19 protein-coding genes are annotated in these 16,088 nt (G+C 71.4%); 14 read left to right on the forward strand and 5 right to left on the reverse strand.

What is annotated here, in order from left to right; all coding sequences use genetic code 11:
• Positions 1 to 16: 16 nt before the first annotated feature.
• The 3 genes from ACFY1L_RS33865 to ACFY1L_RS33875 all read left to right on the forward strand — a co-directional run bounded on the left by ACFY1L_RS33865 (position 17) and on the right by ACFY1L_RS33875 (position 3,266).
• Positions 17 to 865 carry a GNAT family N-acetyltransferase gene (locus ACFY1L_RS33865; RefSeq protein WP_351326045.1) on the forward strand — a complete coding sequence of 283 codons (849 nt, stop codon included), beginning with the start codon at positions 17 to 19 and terminating at the stop codon, positions 863 to 865.
• Between the two features lie 54 nt (positions 866 to 919).
• Entirely contained in the window at positions 920 to 1,489 is a 570-nt protein-coding gene (locus ACFY1L_RS33870) for a GNAT family N-acetyltransferase (RefSeq protein WP_388832635.1), read from the forward strand.
• 73 nt (positions 1,490 to 1,562) lie between these two features.
• Positions 1,563 to 3,266, forward strand: a complete 1,704-nt coding sequence (locus ACFY1L_RS33875) for a proline--tRNA ligase (RefSeq protein WP_388832638.1) — start codon at positions 1,563 to 1,565, stop codon at positions 3,264 to 3,266.
• Positions 3,267 to 3,358: 92 nt separating this feature from the next.
• Here the strand turns inward: ACFY1L_RS33875 and ACFY1L_RS33880 are convergent, their stop codons facing one another.
• The gene (locus tag ACFY1L_RS33880; protein WP_388832641.1) at positions 3,359 to 3,649 is read right to left on the reverse strand and encodes a hypothetical protein; all 291 of its coding nucleotides are present in this window, start codon (positions 3,647 to 3,649) and stop codon (positions 3,359 to 3,361) included.
• Between the two features lie 45 nt (positions 3,650 to 3,694).
• Here ACFY1L_RS33880 and ACFY1L_RS33885 point away from each other — a divergent pair, with 45 nt between their 5' ends.
• Genes ACFY1L_RS33885 through ACFY1L_RS33900 form a run of 4 tightly spaced genes read left to right on the forward strand, consistent with a single transcriptional unit; the run spans position 3,695 to position 6,672 of the window.
• Entirely contained in the window at positions 3,695 to 4,681 is a 987-nt protein-coding gene (locus ACFY1L_RS33885) for an FAD:protein FMN transferase (protein WP_388832644.1), read from the forward strand.
• Entirely contained in the window at positions 4,678 to 5,259 is a 582-nt protein-coding gene (locus ACFY1L_RS33890; RefSeq protein WP_388832647.1) for a ferric reductase-like transmembrane domain-containing protein, read from the forward strand. The genes ACFY1L_RS33885 and ACFY1L_RS33890 overlap by 4 nt, the downstream gene beginning before the upstream one ends.
• Complete coding sequence (locus ACFY1L_RS33895) at positions 5,256 to 6,470, forward strand: NADH-ubiquinone oxidoreductase-F iron-sulfur binding region domain-containing protein (protein WP_388832650.1); 1,215 nt, start codon at positions 5,256 to 5,258, stop codon at positions 6,468 to 6,470. The genes ACFY1L_RS33890 and ACFY1L_RS33895 overlap by 4 nt, the downstream gene beginning before the upstream one ends.
• Before the next feature lies 1 nt (position 6,471).
• Entirely contained in the window at positions 6,472 to 6,672 is a 201-nt protein-coding gene (locus ACFY1L_RS33900; protein WP_388832653.1) for a ferredoxin, read from the forward strand.
• An 86-nt stretch (positions 6,673 to 6,758) separates the two neighbouring features.
• Here ACFY1L_RS33900 and ACFY1L_RS33905 read toward each other — a convergent pair whose 3' ends face one another.
• Positions 6,759 to 7,760: an Lrp/AsnC family transcriptional regulator gene (locus ACFY1L_RS33905; RefSeq protein ID WP_388832656.1), complete on the reverse strand. Its 1,002-nt coding sequence runs from the start codon at positions 7,758 to 7,760 to the stop codon at positions 6,759 to 6,761.
• A gap of 134 nt (positions 7,761 to 7,894) precedes the next feature.
• Between ACFY1L_RS33905 and ACFY1L_RS33910 the strand changes: the two genes are divergently transcribed.
• The 4 genes from ACFY1L_RS33910 to ACFY1L_RS33925 are packed head-to-tail and all read left to right on the forward strand — an operon-like array spanning position 7,895 to position 11,977.
• Positions 7,895 to 9,109 carry a M20 family metallopeptidase gene (locus ACFY1L_RS33910; RefSeq protein WP_388832659.1) on the forward strand — a complete coding sequence of 405 codons (1,215 nt, stop codon included), beginning with the start codon at positions 7,895 to 7,897 and terminating at the stop codon, positions 9,107 to 9,109.
• Entirely contained in the window at positions 9,109 to 9,306 is a 198-nt protein-coding gene (locus ACFY1L_RS33915) for a hypothetical protein (RefSeq protein ID WP_388832661.1), read from the forward strand. Before ACFY1L_RS33910 ends, ACFY1L_RS33915 begins: the two co-directional genes overlap by 1 nt.
• Positions 9,303 to 10,751 carry a sodium:solute symporter gene (locus tag ACFY1L_RS33920; protein WP_388832664.1) on the forward strand — a complete coding sequence of 483 codons (1,449 nt, stop codon included), beginning with the start codon at positions 9,303 to 9,305 and terminating at the stop codon, positions 10,749 to 10,751. The genes ACFY1L_RS33915 and ACFY1L_RS33920 overlap by 4 nt, the downstream gene beginning before the upstream one ends.
• Positions 10,748 to 11,977, forward strand: coding sequence for an amidohydrolase family protein (locus ACFY1L_RS33925; RefSeq protein WP_388832667.1), 1,230 nt, complete (start codon positions 10,748 to 10,750; stop codon positions 11,975 to 11,977). Before ACFY1L_RS33920 ends, ACFY1L_RS33925 begins: the two co-directional genes overlap by 4 nt.
• A gap of 26 nt (positions 11,978 to 12,003) precedes the next feature.
• Here the strand turns inward: ACFY1L_RS33925 and ACFY1L_RS33930 are convergent, their stop codons facing one another.
• The 3 genes from ACFY1L_RS33930 to ACFY1L_RS33940 are packed head-to-tail and all read right to left on the reverse strand — an operon-like array spanning position 12,004 to position 13,900.
• Entirely contained in the window at positions 12,004 to 12,897 is an 894-nt protein-coding gene (locus tag ACFY1L_RS33930) for an aminoglycoside phosphotransferase family protein (RefSeq protein WP_388832669.1), read from the reverse strand.
• Positions 12,898 to 12,923: 26 nt separating this feature from the next.
• A complete protein-coding gene (locus ACFY1L_RS33935) occupies positions 12,924 to 13,382 on the reverse strand; it encodes a ferritin-like domain-containing protein (protein ID WP_388832672.1) in 459 nt (152 codons plus the stop codon).
• Positions 13,379 to 13,900: a hypothetical protein gene (locus ACFY1L_RS33940; RefSeq protein ID WP_388832675.1), complete on the reverse strand. Its 522-nt coding sequence runs from the start codon at positions 13,898 to 13,900 to the stop codon at positions 13,379 to 13,381. Before ACFY1L_RS33940 ends, ACFY1L_RS33935 begins: the two co-directional genes overlap by 4 nt.
• Before the next feature lie 227 nt (positions 13,901 to 14,127).
• On the opposite strand from ACFY1L_RS33940, the gene rimP reads away from it, so the two are divergent.
• The 3 genes from rimP to ACFY1L_RS33955 all read left to right on the forward strand — a co-directional run bounded on the left by rimP (position 14,128) and on the right by ACFY1L_RS33955 (position 16,009).
• The gene (rimP, locus tag ACFY1L_RS33945; protein ID WP_388832678.1) at positions 14,128 to 14,625 is read left to right on the forward strand and encodes a ribosome maturation factor RimP; all 498 of its coding nucleotides are present in this window, start codon (positions 14,128 to 14,130) and stop codon (positions 14,623 to 14,625) included.
• Positions 14,626 to 14,627: 2 nt separating this feature from the next.
• Complete coding sequence (gene nusA, locus ACFY1L_RS33950) at positions 14,628 to 15,626, forward strand: transcription termination factor NusA (protein WP_388832681.1); 999 nt, start codon at positions 14,628 to 14,630, stop codon at positions 15,624 to 15,626.
• Positions 15,627 to 15,727: 101 nt separating this feature from the next.
• Positions 15,728 to 16,009: a YlxR family protein gene (locus tag ACFY1L_RS33955; RefSeq protein WP_361270498.1), complete on the forward strand. Its 282-nt coding sequence runs from the start codon at positions 15,728 to 15,730 to the stop codon at positions 16,007 to 16,009.
• Positions 16,010 to 16,088 lie beyond the last annotated feature (79 nt).

Raw genomic sequence — 16,088 nt, forward strand, 5'->3', positions numbered from 1 at the left:
GGGTGAGGCCCCGCACGTGTTGACCCAGACCACCTCCCGGGTGCTCGAGCCGAGCGACCTGGACGCCGCGCTCGCCGTCCTCGACCGCGAGCCGGTCGCGAACGCCTTCGTGACGTCGCGGGTCCAGGTGGCCGGCCTCGACCCGTGGCGGCTCGGCGGCGAGATGTGGGGTTTCTACGAGGAGGGCATGCTGACCTCCCTCTGTTACGCGGGCGCCAACCTGGTCCCGATCTGCGCCACCCCGCGCGCCGTGCGCGCCTTCGCCGACCGCGCGCGCCGGGCCGGCCGCCGCTGTTCGTCCATCGTCGGCCCCGCCGAGCCCACCACCCAGCTCTGGCGTCTGCTCGAACCCAGCTGGGGCCCGGCCCGCGAGGTCCGCTCCCACCAGCCGCTCATGGTCACCGACCGCATGCCCGCCGACATCGCTCCGGATCCCTATGTCCGCCGCATCCGCAAGGACGAGATGGAGACGATCATGCCGGCCTGCGTGGCGATGTTCACCGAGGAGGTGGGCGTCTCGCCGATGGCAGGGGACGGCGGGCTGCTCTACCAGGCGCGGGTGGCCGAACTGGTCGGCTCCGGCCGCTCCTTCGCCCGCCTCGACGAGCACGGCAAGGTCGCCTTCAAGGCGGAGATCGGCGCGGCGACCGCGCAGGCCTGTCAGATCCAGGGCGTGTGGGTGGCCCCCGAATACCGGGGGAAGGGCCTCGCGGCACCCGGTATGGCGGCGGTCCTGCGCTACGCCCTGGCGGACGTGGCGCCGATCGTCAGCCTGTACGTCAACGACTTCAATACGCCGGCCCGCAGGACGTACCAGAGGGTGGGCTTCCAGGAGGTCGGCGCATTCATGAGCGTTCTCTTCTAGCCGCTGTTCACAGTGCTGTTCTGACCCTCGTACGAGACCTGTAGTCTCCCCGGCATGCTGCACTTTCCCGGTCATGGTCATCGACGCCGGCCCGACGACGTCGTGATCGGTCCGCTCGATCTGTCCGCCCGGGTCGACGAGGCCCTTGCCGTGCAGGCCGTCGCGTTCGGACTGGGCTCGGACGAGGTCGCCGTACGCCGACAGATCGTGCTGCGCCACATGACGTACCCGGGAGCCCGTGCACTCGGCGCCACCATCGAGGGCCGTCTGGTCGGGTTCGTCTACGGCATGCCCAACGACCGCACCCACTGGTGGTCGACCGTCGTGGAGCCCTACCTCCGCGCCCAGGGCCACGACGGGTGGCTCGACGACTCCTTCGTGATCACCGAGCTGCACGTCCACCCCGGTCACCAGAACCACGGCATCGGCCGCTCCCTGATCACCACCATCACCGACAGCGCCGCCGAGCCCCGCTCGATCCTCTCCGCGATCGACGTCGACAGCCCGGCCCGCGGCCTCTACCACTCCCTCGGCTACCAGGACCTGGCCCGCCAGGTCCTCTTCCCGAGCGCCCCGAAGCCGTACGCCGTGATGGGCGCCCCGCTGCCGCTGCGGCGCCGGTAACGGATTTCCACCGGCGCAGCAAGCGCGGCTAACCTCCTTGCCATCACCCTTTCCCGGCAGGAGTACGAGAACCATGGCGAACGCACCGGTCCAGCGCATGTCCCAGTTGATGGCGAAGACGCTGCGCGACGACCCGGCGGACGCCGAGGTCCTCAGCCACAAGCTGCTCGTGCGCGCCGGCTACGTCCGCCGCACGGCGGCCGGCATCTGGTCGTGGCTGCCCCTCGGCAAGAAGGTCCTCGCCAACGTCGAGCGGATCGTCCGTGAGGAGATGGACGCGATCGGCGCCCAGGAGGTGCTGCTCCCCGCCCTGCTGCCGCGGGAGCCGTACGACGCCACGGGCCGTTGGGACGAGTACGGCGCCGAGCTGTTCCGCCTCAAGGACCGCAAGGGCGGCGACTACCTCCTCGGCCCGACCCACGAGGAGATCTTCACCCTGCTGGTGAAGGACCAGGCGTCCTCCTACAAGGACCTGCCGGTCATCCTCTACCAGATCCAGCACAAGTACCGTGACGAGGCCCGCCCGCGGGCCGGCATCCTGCGCGGCCGCGAGTTCCTGATGAAGGACTCGTACTCCTTCGACACCGAGGACGAGGGCCTGGCCCAGTCCTACGCGCTCCACCGCCAGGCCTACCAGCGCGTCTTCGAGCGCCTGGGCCTCGACTACCGCATCTGCGCCGCGACCGCGGGCGCGATGGGCGGCTCCAAGTCGGAGGAGTTCCTCGCCCCGGCCGAGGCCGGCGAGGACACCTTCGCCGACTGCCCGAACTGCGACTTCGCGGCCAACACCGAGGCGATCACGTACGAGCTGAAGCCGGTCGACGCCGAAGGCGTGCCCGCGCTGGAGGAGATCCCGACCCCGGACACCCCGACCATCGAGACCCTCGCCGCCCACCTCGGCGTCGAGGCCTCCGCCACTCTCAAGAACCTCCTCGTGAAGGTCGACGGCGAGATCGTCGCCGTCGGCGTCCCCGGCCACCGTGAGGTCGACATGGGCAAGGTCGAGGCGCACTTCGCCCCGGCCGTCGTCGAGATGGTCACCGAGGCGGACTTCGCCGGCCGCCCGGACCTGGTCCGCGGTTACGTCGGTCCGCAGGGCCTGGGCGAGAAGGTCAAGTACATCGCCGACCCGCGTGTGGCCCCCGGCACGGCCTGGATCACCGGCGCCAACAAGGAGAGCACGCACGCCAAGAACGTCGTGGCGGGCCGTGACTTCGAGGTCGACCAGTACGTCGACGTCGTGGTCGTCCAGGAGGGCGACCCGTGCCCCAAGTGCGGCACCGGCCTCAAGCTGGACCGTGCCATCGAGATCGGCCACATCTTCCAGCTCGGCCGCAAGTACGCGGACGCGCTGAAGCTCGACGTCCTCGGCCAGAACGGCAAGCCGGTCCGCGTCACCATGGGCTCCTACGGCATCGGCGTCTCCCGCGCGGTCGCGGCGCTCGCCGAGCAGACCGCCGACGAGCAGGGCCTGGTGTGGCCCAAGGAGGTCGCACCGGCCGACGTGCACGTGGTCGCCGCGGGCAAGGCGCTGCAGATCGAACTCGCCCTCGAGGTCTCCGAGAAGCTGCGCGCCGCAGGCCTGCGCGTCCTCGTCGACGACCGCGCCGGTGTCTCCCCGGGCGTGAAGTTCACGGACGCCGAACTCATCGGTGTCCCGCAGATCCTGGTCGCGGGCCGCCGCTCCGCCGAGGGCGTCCTGGAGCTGAAGGACCGCAAGAGCGGTGAGCGCGAGGAGCTGACGGTGGACGAGGCAATCGCCCGTCTGACCGCGTAAAGAAACTCCTCAGAAAGGTCTCTGGGCTCCTAAAGGAGTCTCACAGACTTCTCTCAGGCCGTTCCCCGACCGTAGTGCGTGACAGAGCGTCACTATGGGAGGGGAACGGTCATGACAACCAGGGAACGAGGTGCCGCCGCTGCGGTCCGCAGAGGCACCCGGCGGACGGCGTCCCTCGCCGCAGCCGTGACGCTCGCCGCCGCTGCCGGGGTGTTCGCCCTGGTCGGCACGTTGCAGGCGGGCGCCGACACGTCGGCGAGCAGCGGCACGAGCTCCAGTAGCAGCACTGACAGCTCCAGCGGCTCCAGCAGCAGCACTGACAGCTCCAGCACCTCGTCCTCCTCGGACAACTCGTCGAGTTCCAGCAGCTCCAGTGGCCTCACCTCCTCCTCCGGTGGCTCCGCCGACTCCACCTCGGGGGCGTCGTGATGAGCGCGCTGCTGAAGACCCGCACCACGGCCGCCACCGAGTGGCGTGCTCTCGGCACCACGGTCCGCCTGGTGGTCACCGACCCCGCCCTGCTGGACTCCTGCAACCTGCTCCTCGCCCGGCATCTCGCCGAGGTCGACGCGGCCTGCAGCCGTTTCCGCGCGGACTCGGAACTGGCCGCGCTCGACGAGACGGCGGGCCGCCCGGTCCGGGTCAGCCCGCTGCTCGCGGAGGCCCTCGCGGTCGCCCTGGGCGCGGCCGAGGCGACCGACGGAGCCGTGGACCCCACGGTCGGCTCGGCGATGGACGCGATCGGCTACGACCGCGACTTCACCCTCGTCCAGGAGGACGACCGCCCGGTACGGCTCACCGTGAAGCGGGCCCCGGGCTGGCGCACCGTCACGCTCGACCGCGCGACGGGCACGGTCACCGTCCCGGCCGGTGTCCGCCTCGACCTGGGCGCCACGGCCAAGGCCTGGGCCGCCGACAAGGCCGCCGCGATGCTCGCGGAGGCGTCCGGCTGCGGAGTCCTCGTGAGCCTCGGCGGCGACACGGCCGTCGCGGGCGAGCCCCCGGCCGACGGCTGGCAGATCCGCGTCCAGGACGTCACCGGCTCGGTGGGCGAGACGCCCGCGCAGGGCCCGTACGCCATGGTCGGCCTGCACAGCGGAGGCCTCGCCACCTCGGGCACGGCCGCCCGTAACTGGCGCCGCAGCGGCCACGACCTCCACCACATCGTCGACCCCCGCACCGGCCTCCCCGTCCGCTCCCCGTGGCGCACGGTCTCGGTCGCCGCCACCACCTGCGCCGACGCCAACGCGGCGACCACGGCGGCCCTGGTGAAGGGCGCGGGGGCGGAGCGGTGGCTGACGCGGATGGGGCTGCCTGCACGCCTGGTGAGCCAAGAGGGCCTGGTCATGAGGACTCCGGGCTGGCCCACGAACCCAAGGGGCGTGACCGGCCCCCACCGGGAGTCAGCCGCATGACCTCCGAAACCCTCTGGTACGCGAACCGGGCCACCGGCGCCGTCTGCCTCGTCCTCTTCACCGTCGTCGTCCTGCTCGGCTTCGCCGTGAAGCTCCGCGGCAGGATCCCAGGCCTGCCTCGCTTCGGCACGGTCAGCCTCCACCGCACCCTGTCCCTCTCCGCCACGGCCTTCCTGGCCCTGCACATCGCGGTGGCGGTGATCGACAGCTATGTCGACATCACCGTCCTGGACGCCCTGGTCCCGTTCGTCTCCGACTACCAGCCCCTCTGGCTCGGCCTGGGGACCGTCGCCCTCGACCTGATGCTGGCGGTACTGATCACCAGCCTGCTTCGCGCCCGGATGGGCCACCGCACCTGGCGCGCGATCCACTGGCTGGCGTACGCCTCCTGGCCCGTCGCCCTGATCCACGGCATCGGCATCGGCACGGACACCGGCGCCGACTGGATGACCTGGCTGACCATCGCCTGCGTGGCCGCCGTCCTCACCGGCGGAGGCATCCGCGTGGCGCACTCCGCCCGCGCATCCCGCCGCACCCCCGCCGCCCTTCTCCGCACGGCCGAAGGAGTCCGCTCATGACCGCGACCTTCCCCGACCTGTACATGTCCCCGCGCCTGCTCGCCCCCGGCGGCACCCCGGCCGACCTCCCCACCCATGAACAGCGTTACGGCCCACTGTCGTACGGCGATCCGGACACCCTCCTGAGATCCGTCGCCGAGTCCGGACTCTCCGGGCGCGGGGGAGCGGCGTTCCCCGTGCACCGCAAGCTGGCCGCGGTCGCCGGGGCCGGCCGCCGCACCGGCCGCGCCCCGGTCGTCGTCGCCAACGGCGCCGAGGGCGAGCCCGCGAGCCGCAAGGACAGGACGCTGCTGGGCCTCTCGCCCCACCTCGTCCTCGACGGAATCCAGGTGGCCGCCCGGGCGGTCGGCGCGGCGCAGGCGCATCTCGCCGTCGAGGACGGTGCCTCCTACCTCGAATCCGCTCTCGCCCGCCGCAACGATCCGGTCGCCGTCCAGGTCGTACGACTGCCGAAGCGGTTCCTGTCCGGGCAGGCCTCGGCCCTCGCCCAGTACGTCGGCGGAGGCGCCGCGCTGCCCGCGTACCAGAACCCGCCGGTGCGCGAACGCGGGGTGCGCAAGGCCCCCACCCTCGTCCAGAACGTGGAGACCCTGGCGCACCTGGCACTCGTCGCCCGCTACGGTGCCGACTGGTTCCGCACCGCCGGGACGCCGGCGCAGCCGGGCAGCGCCCTGTGCACGGTGCATGTGCCGGGACATGAACCGCGGGTCGTGGAGGCCCCGTTCGGCGTGCCGCTGCACCGGATCGTCCCCCTCGACGGCATGTCGGCCGTCCTGCTCGGCGGCTACCACGGCACCTGGCTCCCGGCCGCGGAGGCGGCCCAACTCCCGCTGGACGCCACGACAATGGGCGCCGGAGTCGTGGCCGCGCTCCCCACCACCCGCTGCGGCCTCGCCGAAACCGCGCGAGTCCTGCGCTACTTGGCCCTCCAGTCGGCGGGCCAGTGCGGCCCCTGCCTCAACGGCCTGCCCCGCATGGCGGCCGCCTTCCACACCCTGGCCACCCCCGGCCCCCAGGGCACCAACCGCACCGACGTCGGCCGCTGGGCGGGCCTGGTCGAGGGCCGAGGCGCGTGCCACCACCCGGACGGCACGATCCGCCTGGTGCGCAGCGCCCTGACCACCTTCGCCCCCGAACTCGACGCCCACTCACGGGGGTTGTGCACGGCGACCGACCGCACGCCCCTGCTGCCCGTACCTCAGGAGCACTGACATGGACCAGCGAATCGACATCGACTGGACGTCCTGCCAGGGCCACGGCCTCTGCGCGGAGCTCCTGCCGGAACACATCACCCTGGACGAGTGGGGCTACCCCCTGGTCGACGACACTCCCATCCCGTCCCGCACACTGAAACGAGCCCGCAGAGCAGCAGCAGACTGCCCGGTCCTGGCCCTGAAACTGACGGCTGGGTGACATACCCGGGGGCGCGGGGAACTGCGCGATCACCCCCCCACACACACGCAGCCCGAAAACAACCCACACCCCCGAGCTGTCCCGTCCTAGACATCCGCCCAGAAATCCATAGGCACCCGCCCCGAAATCCGCCCCCACTCATCCAGCAGACACCCACCCAGCTTGACCGGCCGCAACGTAACCGCCCGATCCACAATCTCCAGCCGAGACAGCTTGCCGACCATCTCGCTCTCCAGAGACACCGCATCCGCAGGCGACCGCAACCACACCCCCACCAACAGATTCGCCGCCCCACTGACCGCCGCACACATCCGCACCTCAGGAAACCGCCCCAACGTCCGTGCAGCCCGCTCCAGTTGATCCGGCGGCACCCGCAACCACAACAACATCGTCACCGGCGCAGGCGACAACGACCGCGCGATCTCACACCGCAACCGGATCACCCCACCCGCCAGAGCCGCGCTCAAATGCCGCCGCACGGTACTCGCACCGACCCCGAGCCGCGAAGCCAGCTCCGCATGCGTGGCCCGCGCGTTCTCCCCGAGCGCCAGGAGCAGGGCCCGGTCCAGTGAGCCGAACCGGGGCGCCATCCCCGGCGAGGGCCGCGCAACAGCAAGCGTCCCGCGCTGCTCACGGGAGATCGCCCGCACCTGCCAGCGACTGCCCTCGGCGTACATGCGGGGCGCGACCAGCGTCCGGGTCGCCGCCACTCCCGGCAGCCCGGCCAGCCGGTCCACGACATACCGCGACGCCGCCTCCAGACTCGACGCCACCAGATGCAGCACCAGGTCGCAGGGCCCCGCCACATGGTCGACGGCGGTGAGACACGGATCCGCCGCCACCGTACGGGCCACCCGCATCGCCTCGCCGGGCGCGCAGTCCACCTGCACGAAGGCGAAGACGAGCCGCTCCCCGACGGCCGAGCCCGGATACGCGGTCAGCCACGCCTCCCGCCGCTCGACCAGCCGCTCCCAGTGCCGCGCCACCGTCACCGGGCCGACCCCCAGCGCCCTGCCGATCAGGGACCAGGAAGCGCGGGGTTGCACCTGCAGCGCGTTGACCAGAGCGAGGTCGGTTTCGGACAGCATGGCGGATCCTTCGGATTCGGAGCCTCTGGGCGGCGTATTCCGCCAATTTCCGCGCGACACTGCGCTGCTCTCTCATGATTGCCGGTCACGTGGGCAGTACACGCAACACGTGGTGCACAGGTGAGGGGAGAGGGATGAGTCTGCGAGACGATGCGCATGAGCTCCAGGGCGAACTGGCCGTCCTGCGCCGGGCGTTGCACCGGGAACCGGAGATCGGCCTGCACCTGCCGCGCACCCAGGAGAAGGTGCTGGCCGCACTGGACGGACTGCCGCTGGAGACCAGCACCGGCAGCTCGCTGTCCTCGGTCACCGCGGTCCTGCGCGGCGGCGCACCCGGCGCCCGGTCGGGTCCCGTCGTACTGCTGCGCGGCGACATGGACGCCCTGCCGGTCACCGAACGTACCGGCGCCGACTACGCCTCCCTGATCGACGGCGCCATGCACGCCTGCGGCCACGACCTGCACACCGCCGGTCTGGTCGGCGCCGCCCGGCTCCTCGCCGACCGGCGCGAAAGCCTCGCCGGGGACGTGGTGTTCATGTTCCAGCCGGGGGAGGAGGGCTGGGACGGCGCCGGTCACATGGTCGAGGAGGGCGTGCTGGATGCGGCGGGCCGTCCGGTCGACGCCGCGTACGGGCTGCACGTCAGCTCGTCGTCGTACCCCACCGGCGTCTTCACCTGCCGCCCCGGCACGGTCATGGCGGCCTCGGCGGGTCTGCACGTGCGCGTGGTCGGCGCGGGCGGGCACGGCTCCCGGCCGCAAGACGCCCTCGACCCGATCCAGGCGGCCTGCGAGATGGTCACCGCGCTGCAGACGATGGTCACCCGGCGCTTCGACGTCTTCGACCCGGTCGTGGTCACCGTCGGCACCTTCCACGCCGGGACCCGGCGCAACATCATCCCGGACGACGCGGTCTTCGAGGCGACGGTACGGACGTTCAGCGCCGCCGCCGCGGAGCGCGCCGCCGAGGTCGCCGTACGCCTCTGCCAGGACATTGCCACCGCCCACGGCCTGACCGCCGAGGTCGACTTCGTCCCCGAATACCCGGTCACCGTCAACCACGCCGCCGAGTACGACTTCCTCGCCGACACCGTCCGCGAGGCCTTCGGCGAGGAGCGCTTCGAGCCGATGGCCGACCCGATCACCGGCTCGGAGGACTTCTCCCGGGTCCTCGACCGGGTCCCGGGCGCCTTCGTCTTCCTCGGCGCCGACGCCACCGGCGACCCGGAGACCGCACCCACCAACCACTCCCCGCTCGCCGCCTTCGACGACAGCGTGCTCGCCGACGGCGCCGCGTTGCTCGCCGAACTCGCGGTCCGCCGCCTCGACCGTCCTTCCAAGGAGGCGTAGTGCGCCCCTACCACCTGATTCCCGCCATACCCGCGCTGGGACTGGTCCTCATGCCCTTCCTGCCGTTCGTCAACACCGACGGACTGTGGTTCGGCCTCCCCCGGATGCTCGTGTGGGGCGCGGTCTGGTGCGTGATGTGTACGCCCGCCCTCCTCCTGACGGAGCGTCTGATGACCCGTGAGGAGGCGGAGAAGTGAGCACGATCCTGGTCATGACCTTCACCGGCATCGTGCTGATCGGCGTCCTCGGCTTCGTCGGCCGCCGCAAGCCCGCCGCCGACCTGTCCGAATGGGCCGTGGGGGGAAGGAACTTCGGCGCGATCAGCATGTGGTTCCTGCAGGCCGGCGAGGTGTTCACCACCTTCACCTTCCTCGGCATGGCGGGCCTCGCCTTCAGCGGCGGAGTCGCCGCCCTCTACGCCCTCCCGTACGTCCCCATCGGCTACATGGTGCTGTTCTTCCTCGCCAAGCGCCTGTGGTCGCTCGGCAAGGAACGCGGCTACCTCACCCAGGGCGACTACCTGGAGGACCGCTACGACAGCAAACTGCTCGGCACGGTCGCGGCCGTCCTCGGCGTCGTCTTCGTGCTGCCGTACCTCCAACTCCAGATCACCGGCCTGGGGCTGATCGTGCAGCTGGTCACCGGCGACTCCACCTCCGGCACGCTCAGCATGATCATCGGCTGTGCACTGGTCGTGGCCTTCGTCCTGTGGGCGGGCCTGCACGGCGTAGCGATGACGTCGTACTTCAAGGACGTGGTGATGCTGGCCGTCCTCGCCGTGCTGCTGGTCGCCGTCCCCGCCCACTTCACCGGCGGCGTGACGGCGATGTTCCACCGCATCGACGAACTCCACCCCCAGCTGCTGACCATCCACTCCGGCCCCGCCGACCACGTCTGGTTCACCACGAGCATGCTGGTCAGCGCGATCGGCGTGGGCCTGATGTGCCTCCCGCACGCCTGGCCCGCCGTGATGTCGGCCCGCGACCCCAAGGTCCTGCGCCGCAACTACACCTGGATGCCGCTGTACGAACTCTGCCTGCTGATGCCGATCATCGTCGGCTTCGCCGCCGTACTGGTCCTCAAGCCGGGTACCCCGGCGAACGGCATCCTCCTGACCCTGAGCAAGCAGGTGCTGCCGTCCTGGGCCACAGGCCTGGTGGTGGTCGCGGCGATCGCGACGGCGATGGTCCCGGCGGCGGGCATCCTGATCGGCATCTCGTCGCTGGTGGCCCGCAACATCGCACGGGTGAGGAGCGAGCGGAAGCAGTTCTGGATCAACCACGGCACAGTGGTGGCGGCCTGCGGCCTGTCCCTGTTGCTGGCCATCTTCCGCCCGGACCTGCTGGCCAACCTCCTCCTGCTCACCTACAGCGGCACGGTCCAGCTGGCCCCCGCCATCGCCCTCGGCTTCCTGGCCCGCCGCCCGGTGGGCAAGGTGCCCGTCCTGGCCGGCCTGTTCGTCGGCGAACTGGCCGTTATCTGGCTGACGTTCTGGCAGAAGGGCCTGACGGGGAACGTCAACGTCGGCCTGGTGGGCCTGGCCGCCAACCTGGTCGTGCTGGCCGCGGCGGCGCTCGCCGAGCGGCTGCTGACCCGCAGTGCAACCCCTGAATCGGACGAGCCGGTGGCGGTGACCGTGTGAGCGAGGAAGGACTCCGTACGGTCTTCGCCGGCGGCCTGGTCTTCGACGGCACCGGCGCCGACCCGGCCCCCGCGGACGTGGTGGTGGCCGACGGCCGCATAGTCGACGTCGGAACGGACCTCGACGGCGACACCCACGTGGACTGCACGGGCCGCACCCTCCTCCCGGGCCTGTTCGACTGCCACGTCCACCTGACCCTGAACGGCATCGGCCTCCTCGGAGCCCTGCAGAAGCCCTTCTCGTACCAGTTCTTCGAAGCGGCGGTGAACCTGCGCCGCACCCTCGAAGCAGGCATCACCACGGTCCGCGACGCCGCGGGCGCCGATCTGGGCGTCAAGCAGGCGGTGGAGGACGGCCTCGTCCCCGGCCCCCGCGTCCAGATCTCCATCGGCCTGATCAGCCAGACCGGCGGCCACGGCGACAACTGGATGCCCTCGGGCAACTGCGCGGGCCTGGCCGTACCCCACCCGGGCCGCCCGCCCGCAATCGCGGACGGCCCGGACGAGATGCGCCGCACGGCCCGCACCCTGCTGCGGGCCGGGGCGGAGGTGTTGAAGGTCTGCACGACGGGCGGTGTCCTCTCCCCGCGCGACGACCCCGGACACAGCCAGTTCACCCCACCCGAACTGGACGTCCTGGTCGCCGAGGCCACCGCCCAGGGCCGCTACGTCATGGCTCACGCGCAGGGCGCAGAGGGCATCAAGAACGCGGTCCGAGCGGGAGTCCGCTCCATCGAACACGGCATCTACCTGGACGACGAGGCGATCGACCTGATGCTGGAGCGCGGGACGTGGCTGGTCCCCACGCTGATCGCCCCGATGGCGGTGATCCGGGCCGCCGAGTCGGGCGTCCAGATCCCCGACGCCATGGTCCGCAAGGCGAAGGAGGTCGCCGAGGTCCACGCCGACTCGGTCCGCCGCGCAGCCGAGGCGGGCGTCCGCACAGCCATGGGCACGGACAGCGGCATCGGCCCGCACGGCACCAACCTGGACGAACTCGCGCTGATGGAGGGGTGCGGCATGAGCCCGGGCGAGGTGCTGGCCGCGACCACTTCCTCGTCCGCCCGCCTCTTGGGCTACGACGACCTGGGCGTCCTGGAGCCGGGCCGTCGAGCCGACCTGGTCGTCGTACAGGGCGACGCATACGACCTCAAGGCGCTGCCTTCGAACGTGACGGAGGTGTGGAAGGACGGAGCCAGGGCGGTACTACGCGAGAAGGGGGAGTAAGACCGCCGGTATCAGCGACTCACGACCTACAGCCACCCGGCAAACTCCAACAACAACTCCGCGTCCTTCGGCCGCCCCACGCGCAGTGCCCGCACCCCGGACTCCGCAGCACGGAACAACGTCCACCCCCGCAACCGCTCCTGATCCACGTCCAGCGACTCGGCAAGTCTCTTGATCCGCCGCCGAGTTGTGGCCGCCCCGCTGGGCGAGGCGATCAGGTCCTCCACCCGGTCCCGCACCAGCCGCGCCAGATCGAACGCACACTCACCCACCACCGGATCGGGCCCCACAGCGAGCCACGGCATCCGCTCCCCGGCCAGCACCTTGCTCTGCCGGAACGTCCCGTGCAGCAACCGCCGCTCAGGTGGCGCCGCCAGCAACTCCTCACGCGCAGCCAACGCGGCGTCCACCAGCGGAGCGATCTCCGCATCGGCGCTCGCCCTCATCGCCTCGGCCTGCCGCCCCGTCCGCTCGGCGACGGTCTCGAAGGGGTACTCGCCCGGCGGCTCCACCCACAGCCGCCGCAGCGTGCCCGCCGCCTCCAACAACGCCTTCGCCTCCGGCAACGACCGCACGGAAACATCCGGATGCAACCGCTCCAGCAACAACACACCCTCGACAACCGGCCCGTCGAGGAGCTGTACGGCACCCTTCCCGCCCCAGTGCGCGAGCGCGGCCCGCTCGGCCTCCGGCCGACACCGCGGCGGGGCCAGCTTCAGTACAGCGGGGGTGCCGTCGGAACGCCGGACCAGCACCACCAGACTGCTGCGCCCGCCAGGAACCTGCACCCGCTCCACGGTCAACTCGCGTAGCGCAACGGCCTGTTGGGTCACTTCGGGCAGCTTCTCCAGCCAGTCGTCACCGCCCGGTGCCGTCTCACCGAGCGCCCTGACCAGACGCTGCGGCGGTTCGAAAGCCATGCGCGAGTCGTTCCTTCCAGTACGCGTTACGAGGTGGGTGCCGGCGAGGCCGAGGCGGTGGCCGCCCGCTCGGCGAGCCCAGGGAAGGCTACGCTCTCGCCGCGCCACCGCACCGCCCGCACCGCCGCCTCCCGCAGCGCCTCGGCGGCCGAGCGCCGCCGCTCGCCCCCGGTTGCCCGTACGACGTCGGAGTACACCCCGGCCACCCGGTCCTCCAGCTCGGCGGCGAGCCGCACCGCCGCGGCCGAGTCCGGCACCGGGAACGGCAGCGCGTAGGCGGCCGCCGCGGCCACCGGCTTGCCGCCCAGATCCCGCACCTCGCGCACCAGCGCGTCCCGCCGGGCGCGGTGGGCGTCGTAGGCCGACCGGGCCTCGCTGCGACGGCCCTCGCGGATCCGCCCGCCGACGACGCCGTAGCCGTAGACGGCCGCGTGCTCGGCGGCCAGCGCCGCCTGCAGGGCCTTCAGCTCCTGCTTCTCGCTCACTTCGCGCCCTCCGTCAGCAGATACGCGTGCGCCGCCCCGGCCGCCGCCACCGAGGCCAGCAGCCGCGCCAGCTCGCCCGGCACGTCGAGGAGCGCCGTCGTACGGCGGTCGGCCAGCGCCCGCTCGGCGGCGGCGAGCCCGGCCAGGGCGTCCTTCTCGCTCACCGGCACGGCGGCCGGTGCGGAGGGAGAGGCCTCGGACGCCGTCGGGGACGCCTTCGCGGCCGTTCCTCCGAACGCCTCTGCATGCCGCACGACCTCCGCCCGCAGCGGTCCCAGCCGCTCCGCCACCGCCGGATGCGCGGCGATCACGGCGTCGTACCGCCCCACCAGCCCCACACTGTCCCGCGCCGCACGCGCACGTGCCTTCTCGGCGACCGACGGACTGCCACCGGTGCTCTCCCCGGACTCGCCGGAACCGTCCGAACAGCCCACCAGCACGGCAGCGCCGGCGACCGAGGCAAGCAGAGATCTTCTACGCGGCCCCGAGAGGGCGCGCAAGGGCGGGGGGTACGGCACGACTGACGTCCTCGGGGGGTCGTACGAACAAACGGGCGGGGGATGGCCCACCGCTGATCACGGTACCCGCGAACACCCTCGACTCATGTCACCGGCTCGTGGACCCACCCCAGGGGCTCGCCGTCGCCGTGGCACACGTGGACGGCAACACACCCCTGGACCCGATACCCTTTGACCAGACACGCGACCCATCCCACAACAGCACACGCGGCCGAGGAGTCACCCGGATGAGCACCACCCAGAGCGAGAGGCTGCGAGAGCTCCTGGAACCGCTCGTCAGCTCCCAGGGCCTGGATCTCGAAGAGATCGCAGTGGACTCCGTCGGACGGAAGCGGGTGCTGCGCGTGGTCGTCGACTCGGACACCGGTGCCGACCTGGACCAGATCGCCGATGTGAGCCGCGCGCTCTCGGCGAAGCTCGACGAGTCGGACGCGATGGGCGAGGGCGAGTACACCCTCGAGGTCGGAACCCCGGGCGCGGAGCGCCTCCTCAAGGAACACCGGCACTACGTGCGCGCTGTCGACCGGCTGGTGAAGTTCCAGCTGGCCGAGGGCGGGGAACTGGTCGCCAGGATCCTGAAGGTCGACGACGAAGGCCTCGACCTCGAAGTGCCCGGAGTCAAGGGCCGCAAGGCCACCAGCCGCAGACTCGCCTTCGATGACGTCGAGAAGGCGCGTGTGCAGGTCGAGTTCAGCCGCAAGGACAAGAAGGAAGAGGAGGCGTAGCCGTGGACATCGACATGAGTGCCCTGCGGGGCTTGGTACGGGAGAAGGAGATCTCCTTCCCCCTGCTGGTCGAGGCGATCGAGTCGGCCCTCCTCATCGCCTACCACCGAACCGAGGGAAGCCGCCGCCACGCGCGCGTGGAGCTCAACCGGGAGACCGGCCACGTGACGGTGTGGGCGAAGGAGGACCCCGAGGACCTCGAGGAGGGCCAGGAGGCCCGAGAGTTCGACGACACCCCGTCCGGCTTCGGCCGTATCGCCGCCACCACCGCCAAGCAGGTCATCCTGCAGCGGCTGCGCGACGCCGAGGACGACGCGACGCTCGGCGAGTACGCCGGGCGCGAGGGCGACATCGTCACCGGAGTGGTCCAGCAGGGCCGCGACCCGAAGAACGTGCTCGTGGACATCGGCAAGCTCGAGGCCATCCTGCCGGTGCAGGAGCAGGTGCCGGGCGAGACGTACCCGCACGGCATGCGGATCCGGTCGTACGTCGTACGAGTGGCGAAGGGCGTCCGCGGCCCGTCGGTCACCCTGTCGCGCACGCACCCCAATCTGGTGAAGAAGCTCTTCGCCCTGGAGGTGCCGGAGATCGCCGACGGTTCGGTGGAGATCGCGGCCATCGCCCGCGAGGCCGGTCACCGCACCAAGATCGCCGTACGGTCCACCCGTTCGGGCCTGAACGCCAAGGGCGCGTGCATCGGCCCCATGGGCGGGCGCGTGCGCAACGTGATGGGCGAGCTGAACGGCGAGAAGATCGACATCGTCGACTGGTCGGACGACCCGGCCGAGATGGTCGCCAACGCCCTCTCGCCGGCCCGCGTCTCCAAGGTGGAGGTCGTGGACCTCGCGGCCCGTTCCGCGCGCGTGACGGTGCCGGACTACCAGCTGTCGCTGGCGATCGGCAAGGAAGGGCAGAATGCCCGGCTCGCGGCCCGGCTCACGGGCTGGCGGATCGACATCCGCCCGGACACCGAGCAGACGGGCGACCAGGGCGGGGAATAGATCCAAGCCGCCCATGGTTCGGATCACGACAGTTGTATGCGCGGAGCTGTTCGAATCTTGCCCCAAAGGGGTGAGGTCGCCGCGGGGAGGTAGACTTAAGAGTGTCTGGCCGGACGCGAGCCCGCGCATGCCCTGAGCGCACCTGTGTGGGGTGCAGGCAGCGAGCGGCCAAGAAGGATCTGCTGCGGATCGTGGCGATCGAGGACGAATGCGTCCCCGATCATCGCGGTACGCTGCCCGGCCGGGGTGCGTATGTACACCCCGCCCTGGTCTGTCTCGACCAGGCGGTACGCCGCCGGGCGTTCCCGCGGGCGTTGCGCGCCCCGGGGCCGCTCGACACAAAGGCGTTGCGCCACCACGTCGAGCAGTCCGAGAGTTGCTGAGCAGGCAACACCGTAAGACGCGTCGTACGGAACCTCCGTGCGGCCCTGGTACCCCGCGAGTTGGAAGTAGGTCGAGATT

This window comes from Streptomyces sp. NPDC001663, from assembly GCF_042893105.1.
GTDB lineage: Bacteria > Actinomycetota > Actinomycetes > Streptomycetales > Streptomycetaceae > Streptomyces.